The sequence below is a fragment of the Segatella oulorum F0390 genome, from assembly GCF_000224615.1.
GTDB lineage: Bacteria > Bacteroidota > Bacteroidia > Bacteroidales > Bacteroidaceae > Prevotella > Prevotella oulorum.
In genome coordinates, this window is sequence record NZ_JH114216.1 from 468573 (window position 1) to 491615 (window position 23043).

A 23043-nucleotide genomic window follows, 5' to 3' on the forward strand; every position below is an offset into this window, starting at 1 on the left:
AACGAACTCTATTGGCCTCAGGCAAGACAACCTATACACACAGAAGACTGAGAACGGCAAGACGTTCTATTAAGACACATCTGCCATGGCTCTATACGTGTGAGGAGCATCCGGATATACAAATACCTAATACAACAAACCTGTTGGAAGGATTTAACTCACAACTTAAAAGAGCACTACATAATCATAATGGATTGAATGAAGCTAACAAAAAGAAGTTTATAGATGGGCTCATAAATACAAAAAAGTAGGCTGGAATAACCAGCCTACCAAATGTCCATTACTAAAACCCGAGAGGTTTTCAGCCTACCAAATGTCCATTACGCCAAAAAATAGCTGTTCCCAATGTTGGGAACAGCAAAAAATGTCAAATTCAGTTGTTCCCAACATTGGGAACAGAGAAAATTCCTGTGTAGATGGGAGGAAATGCCCATCTTTTGGTAAGCATTAGGCATGAGGAAACCCTTAGATGGCCATCCTCATGCCTATTAAAGCTTAGCCTATAGCCATTACCATTGTGTGGAAATGGATAGGTGTTTTGCGGGTGTTGTAGGTTTAATCTTAATCAAGATTGGACTTCCCCATATCGCCAATGCTCCGAGGTTTTTGTCTTTATCAATCTCAGTACTTTCGAAGGCTTCGATTAACAGTTGGGCGGTGTTGCCGAAACTGAGCATTGTTCCTTCGAAAATGGGGTTCACGCGTTGCAGTGCTTCACGATAAGCAAAGCGGCCAGTGAGTTGTGCTGACTTCTCCCATGAGGCTTTGTTACCATTATTGGCTACTGATGTGAAGAGCGTATATTGCTGGTAGGTTCCCACTTTGTTGCCGCCTGTGAGCCGCAATCCACACGCTTCAGCATCGTAGATGACGGGGATTTCAAGGCCAGGAGCCGTGAGTTTGAGGGTGAGTTTGTTGCCCACATGTACGAGTACTACATCATAGAAATGTGTGGTTTCTACACCATCTTGGTCAGCTTCTCTCACTTGCATCACGTAGTTGCCAACAATATCTCTGTCGAGATCACCCTGAGTAACAAGAATTGAGTCGACCTTTGTTTTTGTTTTCACATAGACAAAGGCCTGACGCACGTGTCCTGTGTTGTTGGGTTGTGTGCTGACAACAACCTTTCCGTCAACATAGCTACTCTGAAGCCAGTTGACTTTGGTTTGTGTTTGTGCACCAAAGGTGCTTTCTATGGGGTAAGAAAGCTGTTTTGCTTCATCATTAAGTCCTACATGTTCGGGGAAGTTAAATTTTACCACGCATCCCAATTGGTCGATATTAACCACTGTAGAATCTTGTGGAGAGGTTTTAATCACCACCGTTGTGTGACGCGATTCAACAGTTTCATTGGGTTGTGTTGTCACTTCAACCAGGTTACCTTTTGTGGTGATGGTAGCCCAGGGAGCATTGGCATAGGCGTGTGCCACATTACCTTCGATGGTAATACTATCGGTTCCGCCCACAGCATTAAAGGCCGTTTGTGCACTGAGCACCTTCACGTTGTGTTGCGCAATGTCGTTGGTCACATCGTCATTATTGCAGGCTGTGGTGAGCGCAAGGCATCCCACAGCGAGCATCGTATAGCGTAATAACTTTTTCATACGTCTTATTTTTGTGTGATTAGAATTTTGTCATGTTCGTAATGAATGGAATTCGCCCATCTCCATTGACAGCAGCGATGGTGGATGTTCCTTTGAAATCGCCAGAAGTATCAAATTTCACACCTACAAATGAATCGGCATTGAAGCCATCCATCGCTTTGAATTTGAGTTTGAATCCAGTGGCACTCAAGTCCCTTGATAGGATAAATCCTGTTTTAGGAGATTTTGCAAAGCTGCCTTCACCTGCCGCCCATGCGCAAAGCCAGTGAGTTGAGCCGTCAGGGTCGGTAGCAATGAGTTGCGAGGGGAACTCTAAAGCACCTAAAGCGCGGTTGTAATTGAGCACAGCCGTAGCCGTTGGGAAGAGCCCCTGAAGGTGATAATGCTTGCCATCGCCAGCAGGTACAAGTGTCACATTCACGGTGCCATTCATGTAAGCGAAATGATATTGCCCAGCAAAGTCAGCATAATTCACATAGTTCTCTGGTAGAACGACATGGAGTGTTATCGTTTTTCCTGCACTGTTGGTGCTCGTCAGCTGCATAGCATCTGCGTCATAACTGAATTCGCCATATGATGCCCCGTCGATTTCTACTGGTTTGAGCAACTCAATACCTTTGGTTGTATAATAGAAAGGCATCTCAATGGTTTTGTCTTTATGGGTGATGGTGAGCACACGTTCTTCAGAGAGATTTACTTGTGTAGAATCGTTCCCTGTGGCAACATGTACGAAGGTAGGCACCATGTCACTTGCTATTTGTTTCATGCCTGCAACCTCTTGCTCCCAATCTACATTGTCTTTCAGACGGGTCATCACCATGTTGTTGTTCCACTTCTTACCTTTTAAGAAGATAGAATCATTGGTTGTGCGCAAAATCAAAAATTCATAGTCTTGTTGTGCACCCTGATCATTATCCATCGTTGGTGTCGATAAGGAATGGAATATCTCGTTAAAGGTGTTGACAGTGAGTACAGGTCCCATATCTTTTATCACATCGTAACTTGAAGTAGACGTGGCTGATGGGGCTGCAATCTCACTGGCTACAGTCACCTTTCCATCTTTGAATTTCATCAAATAGGTGTAGCCTCCACCCAAATTCTCGTCGCCAGTCCAAAGGTGAAGTATCCAACCATTCTTGGCCGACTCTAAGAGTTGCTTGTCGTGTTCAACTGACTTTTCTAAGCGTTGTGCTGCAGGTTCGTCAAAAACCACATCGTCATCGTGTAGACATGAGGTGAGCAATAGCGAAGCCAGCACGGCAGGTAGACAATATTTTAATCTTTTCATAGGTTTCTCTCCTTTACTTTAGTTCATTTAAATTGAGGCTGTTCAACTCTGAAGCGCGTCGAATAACGATGTCACGTAGTTGATCAATGTCTAAATTCCACGACTCTTTCATGTAATTACGCACAATATCAAGCTTGGCTTGAATGAGTGGTGCGCCCTTCTTTCCAGCTGTAGTCATGATCTTTTGCCAGCCCGATGGTGGGGTAGTGACATAAACAGAGAGCATCTCGGCGAAGTCTTCTCGTGCCTCACTCATGGCGTAAGGCGTTACAAAGCCTTGCGTATTGGCCATGCGTTGATTCTTTCTATACCAGTCGCCACTAACATAACCACTCTCGGTGATGTGTTGGAAGTTCTCGCTATAGGGCTTCTTTTGGTTGAGAATATGCGTGAACTCGTGGTGCATGGTATGGAAATAATATTCATTCATCGTGTCATAATCCGTCAACATCTGGTTAGTTAACTTGTTCACCATGTAAAGCGTTACAATTAACCCACCCTCAGCAGTGCCGAGAACCATTGTCCCTTGTCCGCTGTTGTAGGCAGGAGATCCAATGAGATGAATAATTCTGGGAACGTTAGCCTTTACGAAATCGGGGCCAACACACTCTGCATAGGCATCAAACCACAAGAATTTGGTGATGATAGCTAACTTAGCTGACTTAGCCGAGTCTGCTGGAACAAGGTGGTATTTCATGTCACTATAGACATCTTCCATCTTGTATTTGAAATCCACATTGTAGGGATAGGTATAGTTAGCTTCCAACCATTTGTCGAAAGGGTCGTTGGCTGTCTTAGTTGTTGGGAAGATAGTGTCGTCTTTTGGATCGTCGTTTGAGCACGAAGTTACGCTCAATGCTACGATAGCGGCGAGTACTAAGCTATATATTTTCTTCATATTCAATTTGTTTATTGAGTTTATTTATTGCGTGGGTTGCCAGGAAGTCCTGCGGTAATCACGTCTTGTGGAATTTGAATGGCACGGCGTGGGTCGTCAACTTTCATCGTATCGGTCACAGCAACTATTCGTGCTCGTGTATTTGACACCCGGCGATAGATAACGATACCATAACGTTTTACATCTTGTAAACGCACGCCTTCACCTAAGGTGAGGATACGACGCAAGTGTAAAATAGCTTGCAACACGGGCTCTTGTGTCGTCGATTCAATTGTAAATGGCGCGTTAAACTTCTTCTTAGGCGTAGGTGCTGTGGGAGTATACTCTTGCAAACCTGCATAGAAGGCTTTAATGCCTGCTAACGTAACACTCATGGTTCCGCCCGACATGGCAGCTACTTCTGTGTTTAAGTCTGCAACGGCTGCAGCATAGTTCCCTTGTAAGGCATAGGCTTCAGCACGCACCAACAAGGTTTTATCTGTAGTGAATACGGCATATTCTGTGTGAGGATAGCCCGTACCAGCCTGGATATCGTTATATTCAAACGAATAAGGTATCTTATTGATGAAATATTTCGAGAGGCTGTTGTTACTGAATATCGTGTAACCAAAGTTTGCACTATGCCCCCAAGGACCATCAGATTGCATGTCTTCAGTCTCTGTTAGTAACTGGCCGTGGGCATATTTTGCAGCATATCCATAAGGGCCTAAATAAAGACCTGCTTCAGAATACACCGTTTGCAAGAACAAGTTAGCAGTGTTCTGTGTGTTGATATACGCATTGGGCGCAATGTCGCCATTAGGCGAAAGTGCATAGAATGCTTTCCAATCGCGTAGTGTCGTTGCAGGATTAGCACCTAAAACACGCGTTGCATAGGCTACAGCTTTATCGTACTTTTGATAGTAGAGGTTGAAAAGAGCTGCAAAAGCATAAGCCGCATTACGATTAAAGTGGAACTTAGGACGCTCGTAATTATCGGTTATCAAAGGCAGAGCTGCCTCTATATCTTGATTGATTTGGTCATAAAAGGCCTTCAATGTTCCTCGTTTATACTTGATGCCGATGGTTGTTTCAGGCTCCAACGGATAGGGTAAACCTAAGAAATCGTTAGCTGTTGTGGCATTATAAGCCATACAGAACGTGTTGGCTAAGTTGAAAGCTGCATAGGCTCTACAAAGTAAAGCCTCGCCTTTTGATGCCTTAGTGGTGGGAGACTCGTCTAATTTGGCAATAGCTTGCAGCGCTGTATTGGCTGTAGCGATGGCCATATAGTGACTATTCCACAGTTCTTGTGGCGACTCATAGTCTGAAACTTCGGTAATATCATCCCAACGATAAGCTTGATCTTGGAACCTACCTGCACTCGTCCAACCTGTATTTTTAAATTCATCTGTGTTGTCAGAATATAGCTCAGCCAGCAAAGCTGGATTGCGATTGGGATAGGCTGAAACTAAGAATTTCTGCACTTTCTTTTCTGTATTGAGCTCCATTCGATTATCGGGTAGCTTGTCGAGGAAGTCATTACATGCACTGAAACTCAACAATAGCGTGGCGAATGATGCTGTTATATATAGATTATGAATTTTCATCTTTGTCTGTGTTATAGAAATTATAAACCAAATTTTAATGTCATTGTGAACTGACGAGGTATCGGAGCAGCCACACCTCCAGAATTGATAAACTCAGGATCCTGTCCATTTAATTTCTTATCAGCATAGATAAGGAAGAGGTTTGTGGCCTGAAGTTTCAACGAAAGGTTGTTAAATGGAGTTGCCGATAAAATTGATTTGGGGAAATCATAGCTCAAAGAAATCTCTTTCATGCGGATGAAATCACCCTTCGCAGTGCGCATGCTTGTATAGTTGTAAGCATTGTATGCACGGCGCAAATTAGTGTCAGTGATATAGTCTCTGTAGCTCAAAATTGTTGGAACGGTGGTTGTTCTCTCATCACCCCCTTGTATCCAGCGATTCTTGTACTCCTTGGTCATGGCCGTAAGGTCATTATATTTTGCACTGAAGACAGGGTCAAGGCGCACATAATTGCCGAAAGAATAGGTCAAGAATACATTTAACCGCCAATTTTTCCAGCGCAGTTCGTTTCCAAAGGAGCCTGTAACAGTAGGTTCAGTTGGACCTTCATAAATCAGATAATTATTGTCTCCTCGATTCTGGAAATTCAGATCTGTAGAGGTCAGCACGCCGTTTTCGTTGAGGAATGTCGGGATACCTTTGTCGTTTAGCCCTTGGAAAGGCATTGAGAAGATGGCACGATGGGGATAGCCTTCCTTGGTAAATCCATTGCTGGCTTCACCACTAATCAAGTCCATTGTTGTTGCACGACTCATCAAAGATGTTACTTCTGTCGTTACATGTGAGAAAATAACATTCGTTATCCATGAGAAATCACGTTCTTTGATGTTCGTCGTTTGAATTGAAAGTTCTTGTCCATTAGACTTCATGCTGGCTGTGTTGGCATAGCGAATGACCTGCCCACCTACACCTTGTGTAGCCATAGGACCAATCAAGTCGAAGTTGTTGCGCCAGAAGAGGTCGAAGGTTACGTTGATACGATTCTTCAAAAAGCCTAACTCGGTACCGATATTGAATTCATGTTTCTTCTCATAAGTGAGGTCAGAGTTCTCCAACTCGCTAATCATGATAGCTGCTTCTTTGTCTGAACCAAACACCTTATAGGGTGTGTTCGACTTTAAAATCACGGTGGAGTTCGTATATGTGGCAGGTCCTGGATCGGCAGTCAAGGAATAGGATGTGCGCAGCAAGGCATGAGTGATCACATCTTTAAAGGTTTGATGGAACCAGGGTTCTTCGCTAACATTCCAACTTCCCGAGATGTTCCATGTGGGTAGCCAGCGTGCACTGCGGCTTCTTCCCAAGCGGTTTGTTCCCTCATAGCGATAAGTGCCCGTGAGGTTATAACGCTGTTTGTAGGAATAAGTTGCTGTTCCAAAGAAGGCTGCCGTGCGGTTATGCGTATTACTCAGCGAGTAGTAGTTGGAGTTATCGTCGATAGACTTTTTGAAATACTCATAGATATAAAAAGGTATTTCACCACCATCATACTGCATACCGACACCATTGAAGAAAGTACGTTTGCGGTCTACATTCGAAACATCTAATCCTCCTAATACATTCAGCGTGTGGATGCTATTAAACACGTGGTTATAGTTGGCGGTTGCGCGCAAGTCCCAACTTACTTTTTGTAGGTCTGTCTTATGATAGAAACCACCCGATGGGAGCACAGTGATGGGAAGTGCATAGCGGTTTGTTGGATCTTTGTAGAGCAGTTCGTTTGCATCACGTATGATAGCATTATCCATTGCACGATAAGCTTCAGCCTGGTTCGAATGCTCTGTAATCATATGTTCTTGTGTAGAGGTGTCATATTGCATGGCGCCAATCACTGATAATCGCAAGTCATTGATGGGCTTATAAGCCAATTCTGCTTGGAATTTCGTGTTTAACACGTTCATGTTCATCTTGTTATTCTCCAATTCATTTAAGATATTGAATGGAGCATAGTTGGCATGGTAGAACGTGTTGGGGTCTAAAGCACGTGATGTGTTCAGTGCATACGAGTAGGGGTTGATGTCGAAATCGCGCTTCACTTGGCCAGAAACAACATCTACATCTTGTCCTAATGTGCCAGGAGCTTGCTGCTTACGATAGGAGGCTGAAGCCAAAAGTGACAACGATAAGTTCTCCAACAAGTGGTGTGTAGCATTGAAGTTCGCCGTATAGCGTTTCACTTTGGAATCCTTATACCATCCAGGATCCATCATAAACGACATGGAAACATAATAGTTAGATTTTGCCGTTCCTCCACTTAAGCTAATGGCATGGTTTTGCATCAGGTTGCTTGAGAAGAGCTTTTTGAACCAGTTTGTATTCCTAAACTCAGCAGCCTGTAGATATGCATTTTGTGCCTTTATGGTGTTGGCCAAACCAAATTGTCCGCTCGTAGCATCATAAGTGTTAATCAATTCATACATTTTTCCATAAACACCATAGTCGCTTCCATTAAGGACATTCGAATAATGCAACCATCCTTTGTCGCGCATCTCTTGATAGATGCCCATCTGTTCTTGCGAATTCAAGATGTTGAATTGCCCATAAGTAGGAATCATACGACTGGTAAATTCACCCGTATAGCTGAGGTGTGCTTGCCCCATGCGTCCCTTTTTTGTCGTGACAACAATCACACCACTCATGGCACGGGCACCGTAAATGGACGTTGCCGAACCATCTTTCAAGATTTGAAAGCTCTCAATATCGTCGGCGTTGAGCCCTGCAATGGCCGAAGAAATCAACGTTTCTGCATCACCCGAAGATAAGGCATCGGCATTAATATCCGTAATATCTTCTTGCACTACGCCATCAACCACCCATAAGGGCTTCGAGTTACCATAGATAGAGGTGGCACCGCGCACGTGAATCTTAGGTGCTGTACCAAAGGTTCCCGACACGTTTTGCACGCTTACACCTGCCGAACGGCCCTCTAACGAACGACTAATGTCGGCCATTCCGCCAATCATTGCGTCACTGGCTTTAATTTGGTCGGTGGCTCCTGTAAACATTCTGCGATCCATGTTTGACACACCCGTTACAACAACCTCCTTTAAGGTTTCGTTGTTGGGGGTTAATTGAATCTTCATTCCCGCTTTTGCTGTGAGGGTTTGCGACATCATCCCAATGTAACTCACGATAATTTTCTTACCTTTTGGTACCGATAAGGTAAACTTTCCGTCGGCATCAGTCACAGTTCCTAATTTCGTTCCTTGCACAATCACCGAAGCACCCACAATGGGTTCTTGGTCATCAGCCGAGACAACACTTCCCGATGCCTGTGTTTGTGCTAATCCGATGCCTATACTGAGCATGAGACTAACAAGCAATAGCATAAACCGTTTTTCCATAAAAAATTTCTCTCTTTGATAAAATGGTGAGTAAAAAATGAAATCATCAGCGCACGTCTGCTAACAAAATGCTGGCCGGGGCAATGGCCTTTCCTATGAACTTTCGTGCGTTTTTATTTAACCTGTTTTCTTTTTCTGACATTGGTTTCCAAGCCACTTTTTTCAAGTTGACGATAGGCGAGGATGTATATTCAATGCTTTAAAATTTAATTTATTTTTTAATTTAATTCTTTTGCAAAAGTATATGTTTTTTAAATTATAACCAAGTTTTACATGGAAAAAGTTATAAAAACAACGTGTTTTTGTTAGAAAATGCATTAAAAATGGATATTTATATAATAGATTAAAAGTTTTAACGACCATTTTTCTTTGTATATTATTAAAATATATAAGAACTTATTTATACCTAAACGAGGTCGATTTCCTGATTTTGTGCAGCCCATTTCCGGGATATTAACGCCCTTGTCTGTTTCTTTTCCACCTTATATATAATACAGTTCTTCAATCAATCTGTTGCATAAGGTTGGATATGGGGTGCCCGATAAGATGAGAAGATGCAGACGGAAATACACCATGGGAGTTTTAATTTTATGCCAGAATATAGGATGGAACGTAGAAAAAAGCGTAATTTTGCAGGGCTTTCTCTCAGGAAGTTTGGCAAGAGGGAAGCAGCAGAATGTTATTTCAAAAGAAAAAGAACGATGGAAGAAGAAATTAAACGTATGATAGAAGAGGCCTTGCCTTTGGTGGATGTTGATGCCGAGATGCTCTTTAGCGAACTCGATTCGTTAGGAGTGACAACCATCTTGATGCTCCTTTCCGAGCATTATCACATCGAACTCACGGCTGTGGATGCCACACCGAAGAATTTTCAATCGCCGAAAACGTTGGCAGCCTTGGTGAAACGTAAACAAAACGAAGCTTGAATAAAGCCTCGTTTTGCTTTTTGGGATAGGGGTTGCAGCATTGCCTTTTGGCTTTTAAAATGAAAAATACTAAATATTTTTACGAAAAACGCATTGTGTTTCTAAATATATTTGTATCTTAGCTACATGAAAACTGCAACACGCTGCGTAGAAGCTCAGGTGGTATGCAGTCGGAACTATTTTTAAAATTAGTCGTAATGTATGAAAGAAATTCTTATCGAATGAACGAACAAACTTTCCTAAAAAGGGAAGTAGCGTGTTAAGTAAATTGACAATAAACTTTAAATCATTTCAATTATGCAGAGCTATATCGTAAAATGTATTAGTTTGTGTTGCGCAGTTGTAGTGAGTGTGTGTGCTCATGCGCAAAGTGTAGAAGAGTTATGTAAAGAACATGTAGACCATTTAGGTGGGAAAACGGCTGTCGAAAAAGTGAAAACGATTAAGATACAACAAGTCACTCCTTCGAAAATATCGCCAACATCGGTTTACACCTACTATGAACCTGGAAAGGTTTATTTCCAAAAAAGGCGGTCACGCGAGTTGACATTGACTACCTGTGCCACATTGAAAGATGCGTGGAACCACAGTTCTTATCCTGTGTCTGAAACGCAAAATCTCTCCACGCAGGCCCAAAAGTCGCTGTTGTTGCAGTCGAAATTCTATGGTCCATTGTATGATTATACTGTCCATGGGGATAGTTCGGACGTGGCTTCAGTTAGTGTTGGAGAGCCTGTTGACGTGGATAGTGTGCCATGTTATGCATTAAATGTCGTTTATAAATCCGGAAATAAGGCACAAGTTGATATTTCAAAGAAGGATTATATGATTATGCGTGTCATCTCTCCGTTAGGCGTTATCAAGTATGGTGACTATCGTACAATCTCTGGATTAAAGGTGCCTTACCATATAGAATCGTACACACGGCAAGGCTCTATGGTTTTAGATGTGTTCCGTGTAGACATCAATAGCACTATTAACAGTCAACAATTAGAACGCCCACGGCGCTAAGTGCACCGTTAGTCGTGCAAATATTATCATTTCCCGGGTAGGACTTTTGTTCTTTTCTCGTGTTACATTCTTTCCTCGCATCATTTCGTTAGTAAATTTAATAGAAGTGGGAGAGGGGAAAGAACCATACAGAAAAGGTCAGGAGTTCTACCCGGTTTGATTACGATGAAAAACAAATGGTGTAAATGAACACCGTGATGGCCCTGCGTAACAGGTGCTATAAAGGCTATGGATACGCAATACATTTTTAGGATTGATAGCTGCTATTGTGGGCATTCTTTTCTCCCTTATTTTTCTTTTAGCTCAAATGGGGCGTTAGATTCCTTACCGATTTTGTTTGATTGTTGATGGGAAAGGCTGTCGTGTTTTCGAAAATATAGAGGTTATGTCAAAAGAAAGTGGCAGACAGAATGCTAATCAGCAAGCGAAAGATACACAGCGTGTTATAGCAACGATATCAAATGATTTGATAAGGGATTTACTGACCGATTTGAATTGAATATCTTTTGTGGTGTAATCTCTATTGTTTTGTGTACTAATCTATATGTGATTATCTCCTTATTCATATCAGATTATGCAGTATTTGCTACGCGATGATGCTTTTGTCTGTGATTTTGTATGAAAAAGACGATTGCGTATCTTTTTTGTATTTTTGTTTTGTTGATTTTTCAATTCCATTTTATAGCCCTATATATAATAAGGTGTAAATGTAGGATTAGGAAAGTTTTTGCGAATTGATATGTATGAATTTTATGGAATAGATTAAAATATTCATGAATAGGAGTGCATGTTATTCCAAAATAAAGTATTAATTTTGCAAGCGATTATTATAACTGAGCTTCTCTAAAAGCGCTTCTTTAGAGTTGTCAGCGGTTGATAGTAGATATATATATGTGTAGGATAAAGCAATTTTTATTATTATTTCTGGTGGGCGTGATGCCCGTTTCTGCCCAGAATGTGATGCAAAAAGGTAAGGTTGAGGACATGGTAAGTCTCATCAAACTGAGCGAGAAACTTGCCGAGGCAAAAGTGAAAAAGGCCTTGAAGTCCGATAAGAACAATACCGACATGATTGCAAATATCGGTCAAGCCTATTTGCAAGCTGGGAAAGTTGAAGAGGCCGAGAAGTATTTTTGGATGGCACAACACTGTCATAGGATAAGCACTAAGGCGCTTAATTTAGGTGGCGATATTGCGTTGGAGAAACGCAATGTCGATTCAGCTTTGTATTATTATAAGCGTGCCATGTATTTCGACCGTCACGATCCTGACGGCTATTATAACTACGCCATGCTGATGAAGAGTAAGGATTTGGATGATGCGATTGCAAAATTAAAGTATTTACAGGCCGTTCGTCCCGATTTGCCGGTAAGTGAAAAGATTGCAGAACTCTATTATGGTTCGAGTGATTATCAGGCGGCAGTGGCACAATATGAGAAAACCCCTGTAGAGAAGATGTCTGAAGATGAGCTTACGCACTACGCGCAAGCTGTTTTGTTGTCAGGCGATTATTCTAAAACTTTGCAAGTAGCCGAAAAAGGTCATGAACGTTTTCCGCAGAATACCGACTTCATGCGCTTGATGATGTATTGCTACACCGATAAAGAAAACTATGAAGAGGCGCTCAAGAGTGCACAGGCTTTGTTGGATAATGTGACCGACACGGCAAAGATTCGTTATTCAGACTATCTTTATTATGGTTACGCACTCAATGGCTTGGGACGTACACAAGAGGCGATTGGGAAGTTTGATTTAGCAAAAGCGAAGGCCAAAAATGTGCCGGGTATCGACCGAGACATCTCGGATGCCTATAATAAGATTGGCGATTATGACGATGCTATTAAATATATGCGTTTGTATTTGGCCAGTATCAAAGACGAAGACTACGACCGTACGACGGATATGTATAATTTAGGTATGATGTATTTCCGTAAGGCTACGGGCGAAAAGTCTGATAGTTTGAGCGATGCGGAGAAAACAGAAGCTTTGAAACAAGCTGATATTGCCTTTGGAGAAGTGGCTCGCTTGCGTCCAGATAGCTACATTGGTTATTATTGGAGAGCAAAGGCCAATGCTTTGATGGATCCCCAATATACACGCGGTTTGTCAAAACCTTACTACACAAAGGCTTTGGAACTGCTTGAAGAAAGCGATGGGGAGAAGTCGTATATGATAGAATGTAATAAGCAAATCTCTTATTACTATTATGTGAAGAAGGTGATGCCTGAAGCAGTGAAATATGCTCGTAAGATCTTAGCTTTAGACCCGGAAGACAGCTATGCAAAGCAGTTGCTTTCGATAGCAGGTGCAAAATAGATAACAAGATAACGCTTAGAGAGATATGAATTATTCTAAATTATGTAGATGGGCTGCCTGCCTTGCGCTGTTTTTGATGTTTACAGCAACGGCTGGGGCACAGAATCTCTATTATAATAAGGTGGACACGCTGAAGTTTGGTCAGCGTTTTAACTTCCGAACCAACACGATTGATTGGCTCGCAATGACGCCTAATGTGGGTGTAGAATTTACATTAGGCAATCGAAATTGGAGCCGGTGGACTGTTGGTGTGCAGGGAAGAGTGAATTGGAAAGAGCAAAATAAAGAAACGCGTTATCTGGTTTACGATCTCTATGATGGTAGAATTCAACTGCGTAAGTATTGGCATGCGAAGAAGCCTACAAACATATTCTACTGGGGTATCTATGGCGGTGCAAACAAGTTTGATATCAAAGTGGGTAGGACTGGCCGTCAAGGTAATGCGCTATATGGTGGTTTGATGTTTGGTTATGTCAAGCAATTATATGGTTATATGAACGGCAGTAGCTTAGATTTAGACTTAGGTGTGAATGCGGGCGTGGTATTTGCTGATTATAAAGAATATGAGCGTGTGCGCCATGGTCATACAGAAGCGTATGTTGATACGCGTGCAAAAGAAGGTATGAAGCTCACATGGAATCCCTGGATTTATGCTGCTTCGACAGATGTTTTGCGCGCCTCTTTGATTTATCATTTCGGTCCGAAAGTATATAATAAATACAAGAAACGTATTGACATTGATAATGATTATCGTGTGAAGTTGGCGGCATTGAAGTTCAGACAGGATAGTTTGGCTGCAGCAAATAAGGTGGCTCGCAGACAGCGTGAGGACTCTTTGTTTAAGATTGATTACGAGAAACGTTTCGAACAGCAGCGCATAGAGCTTGAAAAGAAATATCAACAAGACTCATTGAAGCAGATTAGAATTGCTACAGATAAGGGAAATAAGTTGCGCAATGACTCCTTGAAGTTGGCTAAGAAGGTGGAAGATAAGCAACGTGATGACTCTTTGCGTCAAGCTAAGCGTGCTGAGAAGTTGGCTAAACGACTGAAAGCATTGGCTCCTGCTGCAACAACTACAACTACAGACTCGACGGCAACTCCCGTTGACTCGACAAGTGTTCCCGCGACAACGGAAGAAGTTCCGGTAGATACCACAACGACAGTTCCTGTTGATACCACCACAACGGTACCCGTAGATACGACAGGTGTGCCAGTGGATACAACGGGAGTCCCTGTAGACTCGACCGGTGTTCCTACAGATTCAGTTCCGACGACAGGTTCAGAATTGGCAAGAATGTTGGCAAGAAAATATGACTGGCGGCTGCATATCAGTGATGTCGATGAACAAAATCTTGCTTATCGTAGGATAGACCTTCCGTTTTTGGAGGCTGTGTTGGACGAAAAAAATAAAATGATTTAAGGAAGAAGCGACATGAAGAAAATATTTTTAATCCTCGTAATGACCTTGGGTGTCTTCGTTTCTCGCGCACAGCAGATTAGTGTCAACACGGATGTGACGATGCTGATGATGCAAATTTATAACGCAGGAGCAGAAATGACGATTGGAAATCGTTCGACTTTAGGTCTGTCTGTATTAGGAACGAAGAATCCTTATATTAAGAAGGATATGAAGTTAGTGGCTATCCAGCCGGAATATCGTTACTATTTTGGTGGTCGTCCCTTATATCATCATTTTGTAGGTTTGGGGCTTTTGGCTGCCGATTATAACTTTGTTCAAAAGGGAAAGCGTTATGATGGTTATGCCCTGGGTGCCGGTTTGACGTTTGGCTATGTGTTTGCTTTGACCAATAACTTGAATGTTGATTTGCATGCTGGTTTTGGTTTGGTGCGCACAAGCTATACAAAGACTTATTTAGATGGCTCAGCAATTTATGTGAATGGTACGACACGTCCGACAGAAGCTGGTTTTGTAGGAATGCGGTTGATTCCAACAAAGATAGGTGTTTCACTCTCTTACACATTGTGGTAAAATAGAATTGTAGAAAGATGAAAAGACAGGTTACATATATTTTTCTTCTCTTGTTTAGCCTTCTGATGTGGTCGGAAGGTGTAAGCGCCCAGGTTATTCATATCTCGGGTAATGTTTCTAAGACAATGAGGACCCTTGATGGTAAGGGAGAGAGTAAGGAACCTCTTTCTGTTCCAGTGTACATTTTCGATAATAAGAAAGATGCACGGGCGCAGGCTAACCTTTATCGTCAGAAAGGTAATGAATTGGGTGGTGTCGTTAATATTAAAAGTAACGATATTGTTACGCCCGATTACGATGGTCACTTTGAAGCAGATGTTTCCGTAAATGGTGCACTTGTGGTTACCAATGAGGGGCAAGTGAAGATTGTTGAAGTGAAAGGAACGTTGTTGAACTATGACATTACATTCTCTTCGGGTGTGAATGACGCTATTCTTTTGAAAGGAACGAATGTCTATGCGAAGCGTATGGGTATGAACTTCAAAGAGCAAGCGCCTTTGGATGATGGCCCTAATGTGCATTGGAACGTAAGTATTAATTTGCCAGAATATTATGCAAAAAAGCATGCACGCTTGATATTCCAGCCTGTTGCAGTGGATGTTGAGACGAAAGATACGGTGCAATATTTGGAACCGATGGTGTTTGAAGGACGTCAATACCATAATAATCAGATTCGTAGAAAGAGTTATGATTATAATCGTAACGACTCTTTGGCTCCTTATTTTGACCGCATTCAACGCCTGTCTACACGTCCGGTGCAATTGGAATGGGCGGTTACATATCCCAAACCCGATCCGGAGAAGTCGTATAAATGGGCTGCAACGCTGAGTATGGAGGATTATACGCATGTTTATTTCAGAGACAATAAGGAAGGAACTTCTAATAGTAGAAAGCCATGGCAGATGCTTGATTTGGCCGGGGCAGCAAGTCCTATGGACTTAACCCCACGCTTCTTTGAGCAAGTTCGTGCGCGTTTGCAAGAGGTGCCACGTGATATTAAACTGTTCTTCGTTGTGGGAACGGATCAGCTTACCAATGACTCTGTCAACCAAAGAACGTTGGATATGTTGGTAGAAGAGTTGCGCTCGTATGGTCGGTCTTTGATGAGTTTCTCTATTCAAGGTGGTGCTTCTCCTGAAGGTGGAACTGATTATAACAAGGATTTGGCACGTCGTCGTGCACAAAAGATTTTGAATATTATCGGTACCAAGATTAGTAGTGCCGACCTTGTGGTGAAAGAGCCGCATGTTTATACTTGGGAAGATGTGGCAGACTCACTCATTGCACGTGGTCAGAAGACAGAAGCTGAGGAGCTTTTAAAATATGGTAGAGCAAAGGATGTTGCGGGTTGGCGTCGTATGATGGCCAGCAATCCAGTGATAAACCAAATCATGGAACGGCAACGTTTGATTAAAAGTACTTATACCATCCGGCGAAATAAGGTGTTAGATCCTGCAGAAACGATGTGGACTTATTATAATGATCCGCGTTATGCAGTGGGAGGCACGGAGGTATTCTCAAACGGTGACTACTATAACTTGTTCACACAGATTAAGGATTCTGCTGAATTGAGAAAGCTGACATTCCGCGCATATAATGAGAATAAGGTAAGAAAGACCTATAAATATAGCCCTTTCGCAGCTTATATAGCGAACAGGGTGGCTTGTTATTTGTTGAATCAAGACTCAACGGATGTCAATGTGTTGGCTCCTTTCATTGATATGCGTGCGGGAGTTGAAGTCTCTCGTCCTATTGCTTTCGATAACTCCTATAATTACACTGTTAACTATAAGGAGATTATTGCCAACCAAGCATTGATGTTCTTGCGTAAACGTAAGTTAGGAGAGGCGGCTTTCTTGGCTAACAAACTTCCGGATACGGGTAAGTTCCATGATTTAAAGATGCTGATTGACTTGCAGTCTTTATTCTTTAAGTTGAACAAGACGCAGGAAGAGGAGGCTCGTGCGCAAGAAGCTTTGGCCTATGCCATGAACAGTAGTGCGGTGAATCGCGCTGTGCTCAGCACCCAATTGGCACCGGAATTGGGCTATAGCTATAAGCAAATTGAGCCATTGGTTGACTCTTTGCCTGATAATTTAGCAAAGAAATGGTATCTGAAGGGTATTATTACCGCAAATGATCCCGATATGGACAATCTGACGATTTCTGATCTCATTGATCGTTATGGTGGAGATACGGCGTTGAAATTGCAAGCAAATGATGCACCAGACTTCTTAGCTTATTTCCAACATAGTTTTGATATGGACTCAACTTTCCAAAAATATTATGCAACAGATGCCAATATTGGCGATGATGTGCGTCGCCGATATCCTTATAAAGAAGCTAACATCGCGTCCTATCGTGAACGGTTTAAGCTCTTAACGGGTGAGGAAGAGGCACAGAAGCCAGAAGAAACTGATAAGAAAGAGGCAGAGGAAGCCAAGTAATAAGATGTAAATCAGAAAGTAATGAAAAAGAGAATATTTTTAATATTGCTGTCTGCATCAGCTCAATTGACCTACAGTATTGCAGCAACTCATACCAATGTCCTTTGGAATGGGGAGGCTAATGCACATCATCAAGCGCAGGTTGCAAATGATACGATTGTGCGTGACTTGGGTGATTTGGAGGCTGAGATGACAGATTCTGTTGGAGAAGCTGCGACAGATACTGCTTATTATGGTGCTCGTCGTCTAAAGGATTTCAACGCTTTGAAGTATGTGTTGGATAGCCGTCATCGCTATAAGGGCGATACTTATGTCAATCGTGGATGGTTAGGCAATACCTATTTTAATATAGGTGGTGGCGTTTCACATTACTATAATCATGCTGAAGTGTTGACCTATACGCCGATGTCAAGTTTCAGATTGGCTGTAGGTAAGGACTTTAGTCCGATGCTTTCATTGCGTTTAGGTTATGAAAGAACGTGGGGTTACACCCATAGTTCTTCAACAGTATACAACACAAACAAGTTCAATGGGAACGGGTTATATGCTGATGTGCTTTATAATTTCAGCAATTATCTGTTGGGTTATCGTCCAGAACGGCCATTTAGTGTTATTGGTTTCTTCGGTTTGGGTGCACAACACTCAACCATTTTGTCATGGCTTAATCCCAGCATTGCATCGGTTGGTGGAAATTTGAGTGGTTCGTCTTTGGATGCTCACGCTGGTGTTCAATTCCGTTTCTTTGCAACTCCTCATGCATCTCTGTCGTTAGAACCTTATTTTAGAGTAAGCACTGACAAGATGAATTTGCTGAATAATCCAGGTTATAGTGATCCTGATTTCAGCTATGGCATGAATCTTGCTTATCAATGGTATTTCAATCAGCAGATTTCCACACGTGAGCATGCTGGTATTTTCAAGAAGCGTTTCAACAATGATTTGCGTTGGTTGGCTGATACAACGAAAGCAGGTTTCTTGCGTTTCCCCATGTTTTTTGACTACGGCTTCGGTCCTTTGTTTGTCGGAAAGACCGAGAATATATCCTTAGCAGGTTCAATGGGCTTCGACGCTTCTGCCGCTATAGGCTGGTGGATGGCTCCGGCTATCGGACTTAGAAGTGGTATTCATATCACGAATGGTGATTGGAAACGCAATGTTCAAGGTGCACAGACCCTCACTTATCTTGTTGGTACTGCGGGTTTAAATATCGACTTCCTTTTTAATCCCTTAGGCTTTGGCCGTAAATATAATTGGGATGCACCATTTGGTTTCAATCTCTTTGCCGGTTATGAGATGGGCCGGATGAAGAAAGCCATCTATGGTACTGGAAACTCTTATACGGGTCGTTATACGTCTTTCCGTTTAGGAACGCAACTTTGGATGCGTTTAGCGAACGATCTCCGTCTGACTTTAGAGCCGTCTTTTGCTCCTTTGCAGCATTATAATGGAAATCTTGAGCGTGAACGCTATGACGAATATGCGCTAAAGATGGGACTTTCAGTGCTCTTCCGCGATAAACGTATCCGCGAGAAAGTTGAATTGAAGGACAGCTCTATGGTGCGTTATTTCTCGAGAGGTTTCTTCTTCGGTGCCGGTTTGGGTTGGAACAACACGGTTTGGGATTATCGTTTGTCAGGATTCTCACATAGTTTGTTGAAGAATGCAACCCTCTTTGGCGGCTATAACTTCACCGATTTGCATGGTCTTCGTTTGCAAGGTGAATGGATGAAAGAAACACAAGGTTACTTTAACTTTGGAGGTGGCGGCATGAAGAATTATGCCTATGACAGCTATTTAGTGTCGTTAGACTATCAATTTGGCTTGTCAAACTTTATGTCGGGCTATAATCCTTTGCGCCGATGGAACACCTATTTATATGCAGGTCCTACGTTAGTGACAGGTGATCAAGGTACACATCTCGCTGCAAATGTCGGCGGTATGCTCACCTACAATATCACTCCATCATTGGCTCTTTTCTATAGCCACACGGTTTATCGTCTTCCTAAGGACTATTATCCTTATCAGATGGTTTACTCAAAGAATGGAACCTACACCAATAATATTAATCTTGGTGTCATCTATAATATCGATGCTTCGAAGCATGTCTTTGATATTGCTTCACAAAATAGATTCTTCTATGAATATGCTTTTGGGACATCTTTCTTGAGTAAGGTTCCTTTGGGTACAATTAATGCACGTGGCTTTAGCGCAACAACGTCTGTAGGTTGGTGGTTAACATCATCTTTGGCTGTGCGTGCAGGTCTGCATGTGTCCAATGCCGATTGGAATACGCACACTTATGCTGGTCGTCCTGTCAAACTCTTAGTGGGTACTCGCGGCTTAGCCATAGATGCTTTGGTCAATCCTTTGGGCTTAGTTGAGAATTACAATTGGAATACTAAATTTGGTTTTAACCTCTTGGCAGGTTATGAGTTTGGTCATTCAAAGCGCACAGAACCAGGCTTTGTAGGCTCTTATCAAGGCTCCTATTCAGCAGTTCGTCTTGGAACTCAGTTGTGGGCTCGCTTGGCAGAAGGTCTCCGTTTGACGGTAGAACCGACTTATTCTCCTATAACGCAGCGCTCAACGGGAGGTATGAAGTTCAACGAGTTTGCTGTAAAGGCTGGTATCTCTGTACTCTATCTTCACAAGAACGAGCGCGTTGCAGGCGATACCACCGTTGTCTACAATCCTGAGAAGGGTGCCTTTATGGGTGCCGGTATCGGTTGGAATAACACTATTTGGGACTGGCGTTTCACTGGTTTCTCGCACAGTGTCTTGAAGAATGCCATTCTCCTTGGCGGTTACCGCTTCAGTCCTTTGCATGCTTTCCGTATGCAAGGTGAATGGATGAGAGATACACAAGGGTTCTTTGCTCCTACACTTAGTGGCATGAAGAACTATGCTTATAACAACTTCTTGGTATCCTTTGACTATCAATTTGGTTTATCCAACTTCCTCACAGGCTATAACCCTATGCGCCGTTGGAATGCTTATTTGTATGCAGGTCCTACCTTGTTGATGGGTGATGGTGGCACGCGTTTCGCATTAAATGGTGGTGGTATGGTCACCTATAGCCTTTCACCGGCCTTGTCTCTCTTCTACACCCACACGGTTTATCGTATGCCCAAGCATCGTTATCCGCAGTCCATGGTTTATTCAGAGAATGGAACCTACACCAATAACTTAAATATCGGTGTGCTTTATAACTTTGATCCGACAAAGCGTATCTTTGATGTTGCATCACAAAATCGCTTCTTCTATGAGTATGCTTTTGGTACGGCATTCACCGGAAAGGTTCCGACAAACTTTGGTAATGCACGTGGTTTCAGTGCAACAACCTCTATTGGTTGGTGGTTAACATCTTCCTTTGCTGCACGTGCAGGTCTGCATGTTGAGAATACGGATTGGAATACGACCACCTATGCAAGCCAACCTACCAAATTGTTAGTGGGTTCTCGTGGTCTCGCTTTAGACGTGTTGGTTAATCCTTTGGGCTTTGTTGAGAACTATAATTGGAACTCCAATTACGGCTTCAATGTGTTGGCAGGTTATGAATTCGGTCATTCAAAGCGCACAGAACCAGGCTTTGTTGGTTCTTATGAGGGCAATTATACTGCTTTCCGTTTAGGAACTCAGTTGTGGACTCGTTTGGCTGATGGTCTTCGTTTGACATTAGAACCCACCTATGCTCCCGTTATTCAGCGTGCAGCCGGTGGCATTCGATACAATCAATTCGCTGTAAAGGCTGGTATCTCTGTGCTCTACTTGCACAAAAACGAGCGCATTTTGGGCGATACAACCGTTGTGAACAACCCCGAAAAGGGTGCTTTCATTGCAGTCGGTATCGGTTGGAACAACACCGTTTGGGATTGGCGTTTCTCTGGTTTCAAGCATAGCATCTTGAAGAATGCAATCCTCTTTGGTGGTTATCGTTTCAATGCTTTACACGGTCTTCGTCTGCAAGGCGAGTGGATGAAAGAGACGCAAGGTTTCTTCAACAATGCAGGACCGGGTATGAAGAATTACACCTATAATAACTATCTCGTGTCGTTAGACTATCAATTTGGATTGTCCAACTTCATGACAGGTTATAATCCTCTGCGTCGATGGAACGCTTATCTGTATGCAGGTCCAACGTTGGTTATGGGCGAGGCCGGTACGAAGTTCGCATGGAATGGTGGCGGTATGCTCACTTATGCCATCAATCCTTCGTTGTCGCTCTTCTATATGCACACCGTTTATCGTATGCCCAAGCATCGTTATCCGAACTCTATGGTTTATTCTGAGAACGGAACTTACACCAACAACCTTAACATTGGTGCAATGTATAATTTCGATGCGGCTCAGCACCTGCTCGAGTTGCAGTGGAAGCCTAAGTTCTTCTTCGACTACAGCTTTGGTGCTTCATTCTTGGGTAAGGTACCCCAGAATTTTGCAAGCGCCAATGGTTTCGATGCAAATGTAGCCATGGGCTGGTGGTTAAGCTCCGCTCTTGGTGCACGTGCAGGTTTCCATGTGACCAATGCCGATTGGAAATCGTTCGACTATCACAACCACTCTTCACGCCTGTTGATTGGAACGCGCGGCGTCTCTTTCGACGTGCTCATCAATCCGCTTGGCTTTAATCGCGACTACAATTGGGAGTCAAAATGCGGCGTGAATGTCTTCGGTGGTTTCGAGTTGGGTCATTCCAAACGCGGTGAAGACGGTCCCTCACATGCTTATGAGGGTGGCTATTCTGCCGCTCGCGTCGGACTACAGGCTTGGATGCGTTTGGACAACAGCTTGCGATTGACGTTCGAACCTACTTTCATGCCCATCGCACAGCGTGGCAAGGATGGGGTCAACTTCAATGCATTTGCTTTGAAAGTTGGTATGTCGGTGCTGTTTAAAGACAAAGAAACACGCCTGAACGATGCCACCGACACAGCCGACACGTTGCGCAATGTTCCGCGCACCGGACTCTTTGTGGGCGCCGGCTTTGGTTGGAACAACACCCTTTGGGACTGGCGTTTCACCGAATACAGCCGTGGTCTGCTCAAAAACGCTACTGCTTTTGCCGGCTATAACTTCAATTCTGTTAGCGGTGCACGCGTAGGTTTCGAGTGGATGAAAGAAATCATCGGCTATCCTTATGGGACAACGATTTACAAGCAAACCTGCACCAACTATTTGGTGTCGTTCGACTATCAGTTGAACTTGCTCAACGCCTTGGCCGGTTACGACGGTCATCGCCGTTGGAATGCCTACCTCTATGCAGGTCCTTCACTCCTCTTGGGTGAGGCCGGAACAGCCTTTGCGCTCAATTTCGGTGGCATGCTCAGCTACAATCTCTCGCGTAACGTGTCGCTTTTCTATAGCCACACCGTTTATCGCATGCCCAAGGATCGCTATCCCCATAACTTCACCTATACGCAGGATGGAACCTTCACCAACAACATTAACATTGGTGTGATGTACAACTTCAATAGTTTTGGCAAATAAGTCCGTCGTGCAAGAATCGGAACAAAACAGAGGTGTGCGTATGCAAACGAGAAATAATTTTTCAAATAGTGTGATTTTTAACGCAAATTATTTGGTCGAACCAAATAATTTGCTAACACACACACACACACACA

Annotated in this window: 12 protein-coding genes and 1 pseudogene; 8 read left to right on the forward strand and 5 right to left on the reverse strand. The window is 43.0% G+C overall.

The window, feature by feature from the left end:
* Window positions 1-251, forward strand: a pseudogene (locus tag HMPREF9431_RS13530) (IS256 family transposase, variant Zn-binding type); the annotation flags it as partial.
* A gap of 258 nt (window positions 252-509) precedes the next feature.
* On the opposite strand, the gene HMPREF9431_RS08355 reads toward HMPREF9431_RS13530, so the two are convergent.
* From HMPREF9431_RS08355 to HMPREF9431_RS08375, 5 genes are read right to left on the reverse strand one after another with little or no spacing between them, the layout of a single operon-like run.
* Window positions 510-1607, reverse strand: coding sequence for a BACON domain-containing protein (locus tag HMPREF9431_RS08355; protein WP_004380797.1), 1098 nt, complete (start codon window positions 1605-1607; stop codon window positions 510-512).
* A 19-nt stretch (window positions 1608-1626) separates the two neighbouring features.
* Window positions 1627-2895, reverse strand: a complete 1269-nt coding sequence (locus HMPREF9431_RS08360; protein ID WP_004380798.1) for a DUF4302 domain-containing protein — start codon at window positions 2893-2895, stop codon at window positions 1627-1629.
* A 13-nt stretch (window positions 2896-2908) separates the two neighbouring features.
* Entirely contained in the window at window positions 2909-3793 is an 885-nt protein-coding gene (locus tag HMPREF9431_RS08365; protein ID WP_004380799.1) for a zinc-binding metallopeptidase, read from the reverse strand.
* Between the two features lie 20 nt (window positions 3794-3813).
* Window positions 3814-5382, reverse strand: coding sequence for a RagB/SusD family nutrient uptake outer membrane protein (locus tag HMPREF9431_RS08370; RefSeq protein WP_004380800.1), 1569 nt, complete (start codon window positions 5380-5382; stop codon window positions 3814-3816).
* A 20-nt stretch (window positions 5383-5402) separates the two neighbouring features.
* Window positions 5403-8729: a SusC/RagA family TonB-linked outer membrane protein gene (locus tag HMPREF9431_RS08375; protein WP_040561352.1), complete on the reverse strand. Its 3327-nt coding sequence runs from the start codon at window positions 8727-8729 to the stop codon at window positions 5403-5405.
* Window positions 8730-9430: 701 nt separating this feature from the next.
* Here HMPREF9431_RS08375 and HMPREF9431_RS08380 point away from each other — a divergent pair.
* From HMPREF9431_RS08380 to HMPREF9431_RS13535, 7 genes are all read left to right on the forward strand, one after another.
* Entirely contained in the window at window positions 9431-9655 is a 225-nt protein-coding gene (locus HMPREF9431_RS08380) for an acyl carrier protein (protein WP_004380804.1), read from the forward strand.
* 297 nt (window positions 9656-9952) lie between these two features.
* Window positions 9953-10666 carry a hypothetical protein gene (locus HMPREF9431_RS08385; RefSeq protein WP_004380805.1) on the forward strand — a complete coding sequence of 238 codons (714 nt, stop codon included), beginning with the start codon at window positions 9953-9955 and terminating at the stop codon, window positions 10664-10666.
* An 891-nt stretch (window positions 10667-11557) separates the two neighbouring features.
* Window positions 11558-12982, forward strand: a complete 1425-nt coding sequence (locus tag HMPREF9431_RS08390; RefSeq protein ID WP_040561353.1) for a tetratricopeptide repeat protein — start codon at window positions 11558-11560, stop codon at window positions 12980-12982.
* Window positions 12983-13007: 25 nt separating this feature from the next.
* On the forward strand, window positions 13008-14405 hold the full coding sequence (locus HMPREF9431_RS12445) for a DUF3575 domain-containing protein (protein ID WP_004380807.1): 1398 nt from the start codon (window positions 13008-13010) through the stop codon (window positions 14403-14405).
* Between the two features lie 12 nt (window positions 14406-14417).
* Window positions 14418-14975 (forward strand): DUF3575 domain-containing protein, encoded by a 558-nt coding sequence (locus tag HMPREF9431_RS08400; protein ID WP_004380808.1) that lies wholly within the window; start codon window positions 14418-14420, stop codon window positions 14973-14975.
* A gap of 17 nt (window positions 14976-14992) precedes the next feature.
* Window positions 14993-17422 (forward strand): OmpA family protein, encoded by a 2430-nt coding sequence (locus HMPREF9431_RS08405; protein ID WP_004380809.1) that lies wholly within the window; start codon window positions 14993-14995, stop codon window positions 17420-17422.
* A 21-nt stretch (window positions 17423-17443) separates the two neighbouring features.
* Window positions 17444-22909: a hypothetical protein gene (locus HMPREF9431_RS13535; RefSeq protein WP_004380810.1), complete on the forward strand. Its 5466-nt coding sequence runs from the start codon at window positions 17444-17446 to the stop codon at window positions 22907-22909.
* Window positions 22910-23043: the final 134 nt, after the last annotated feature.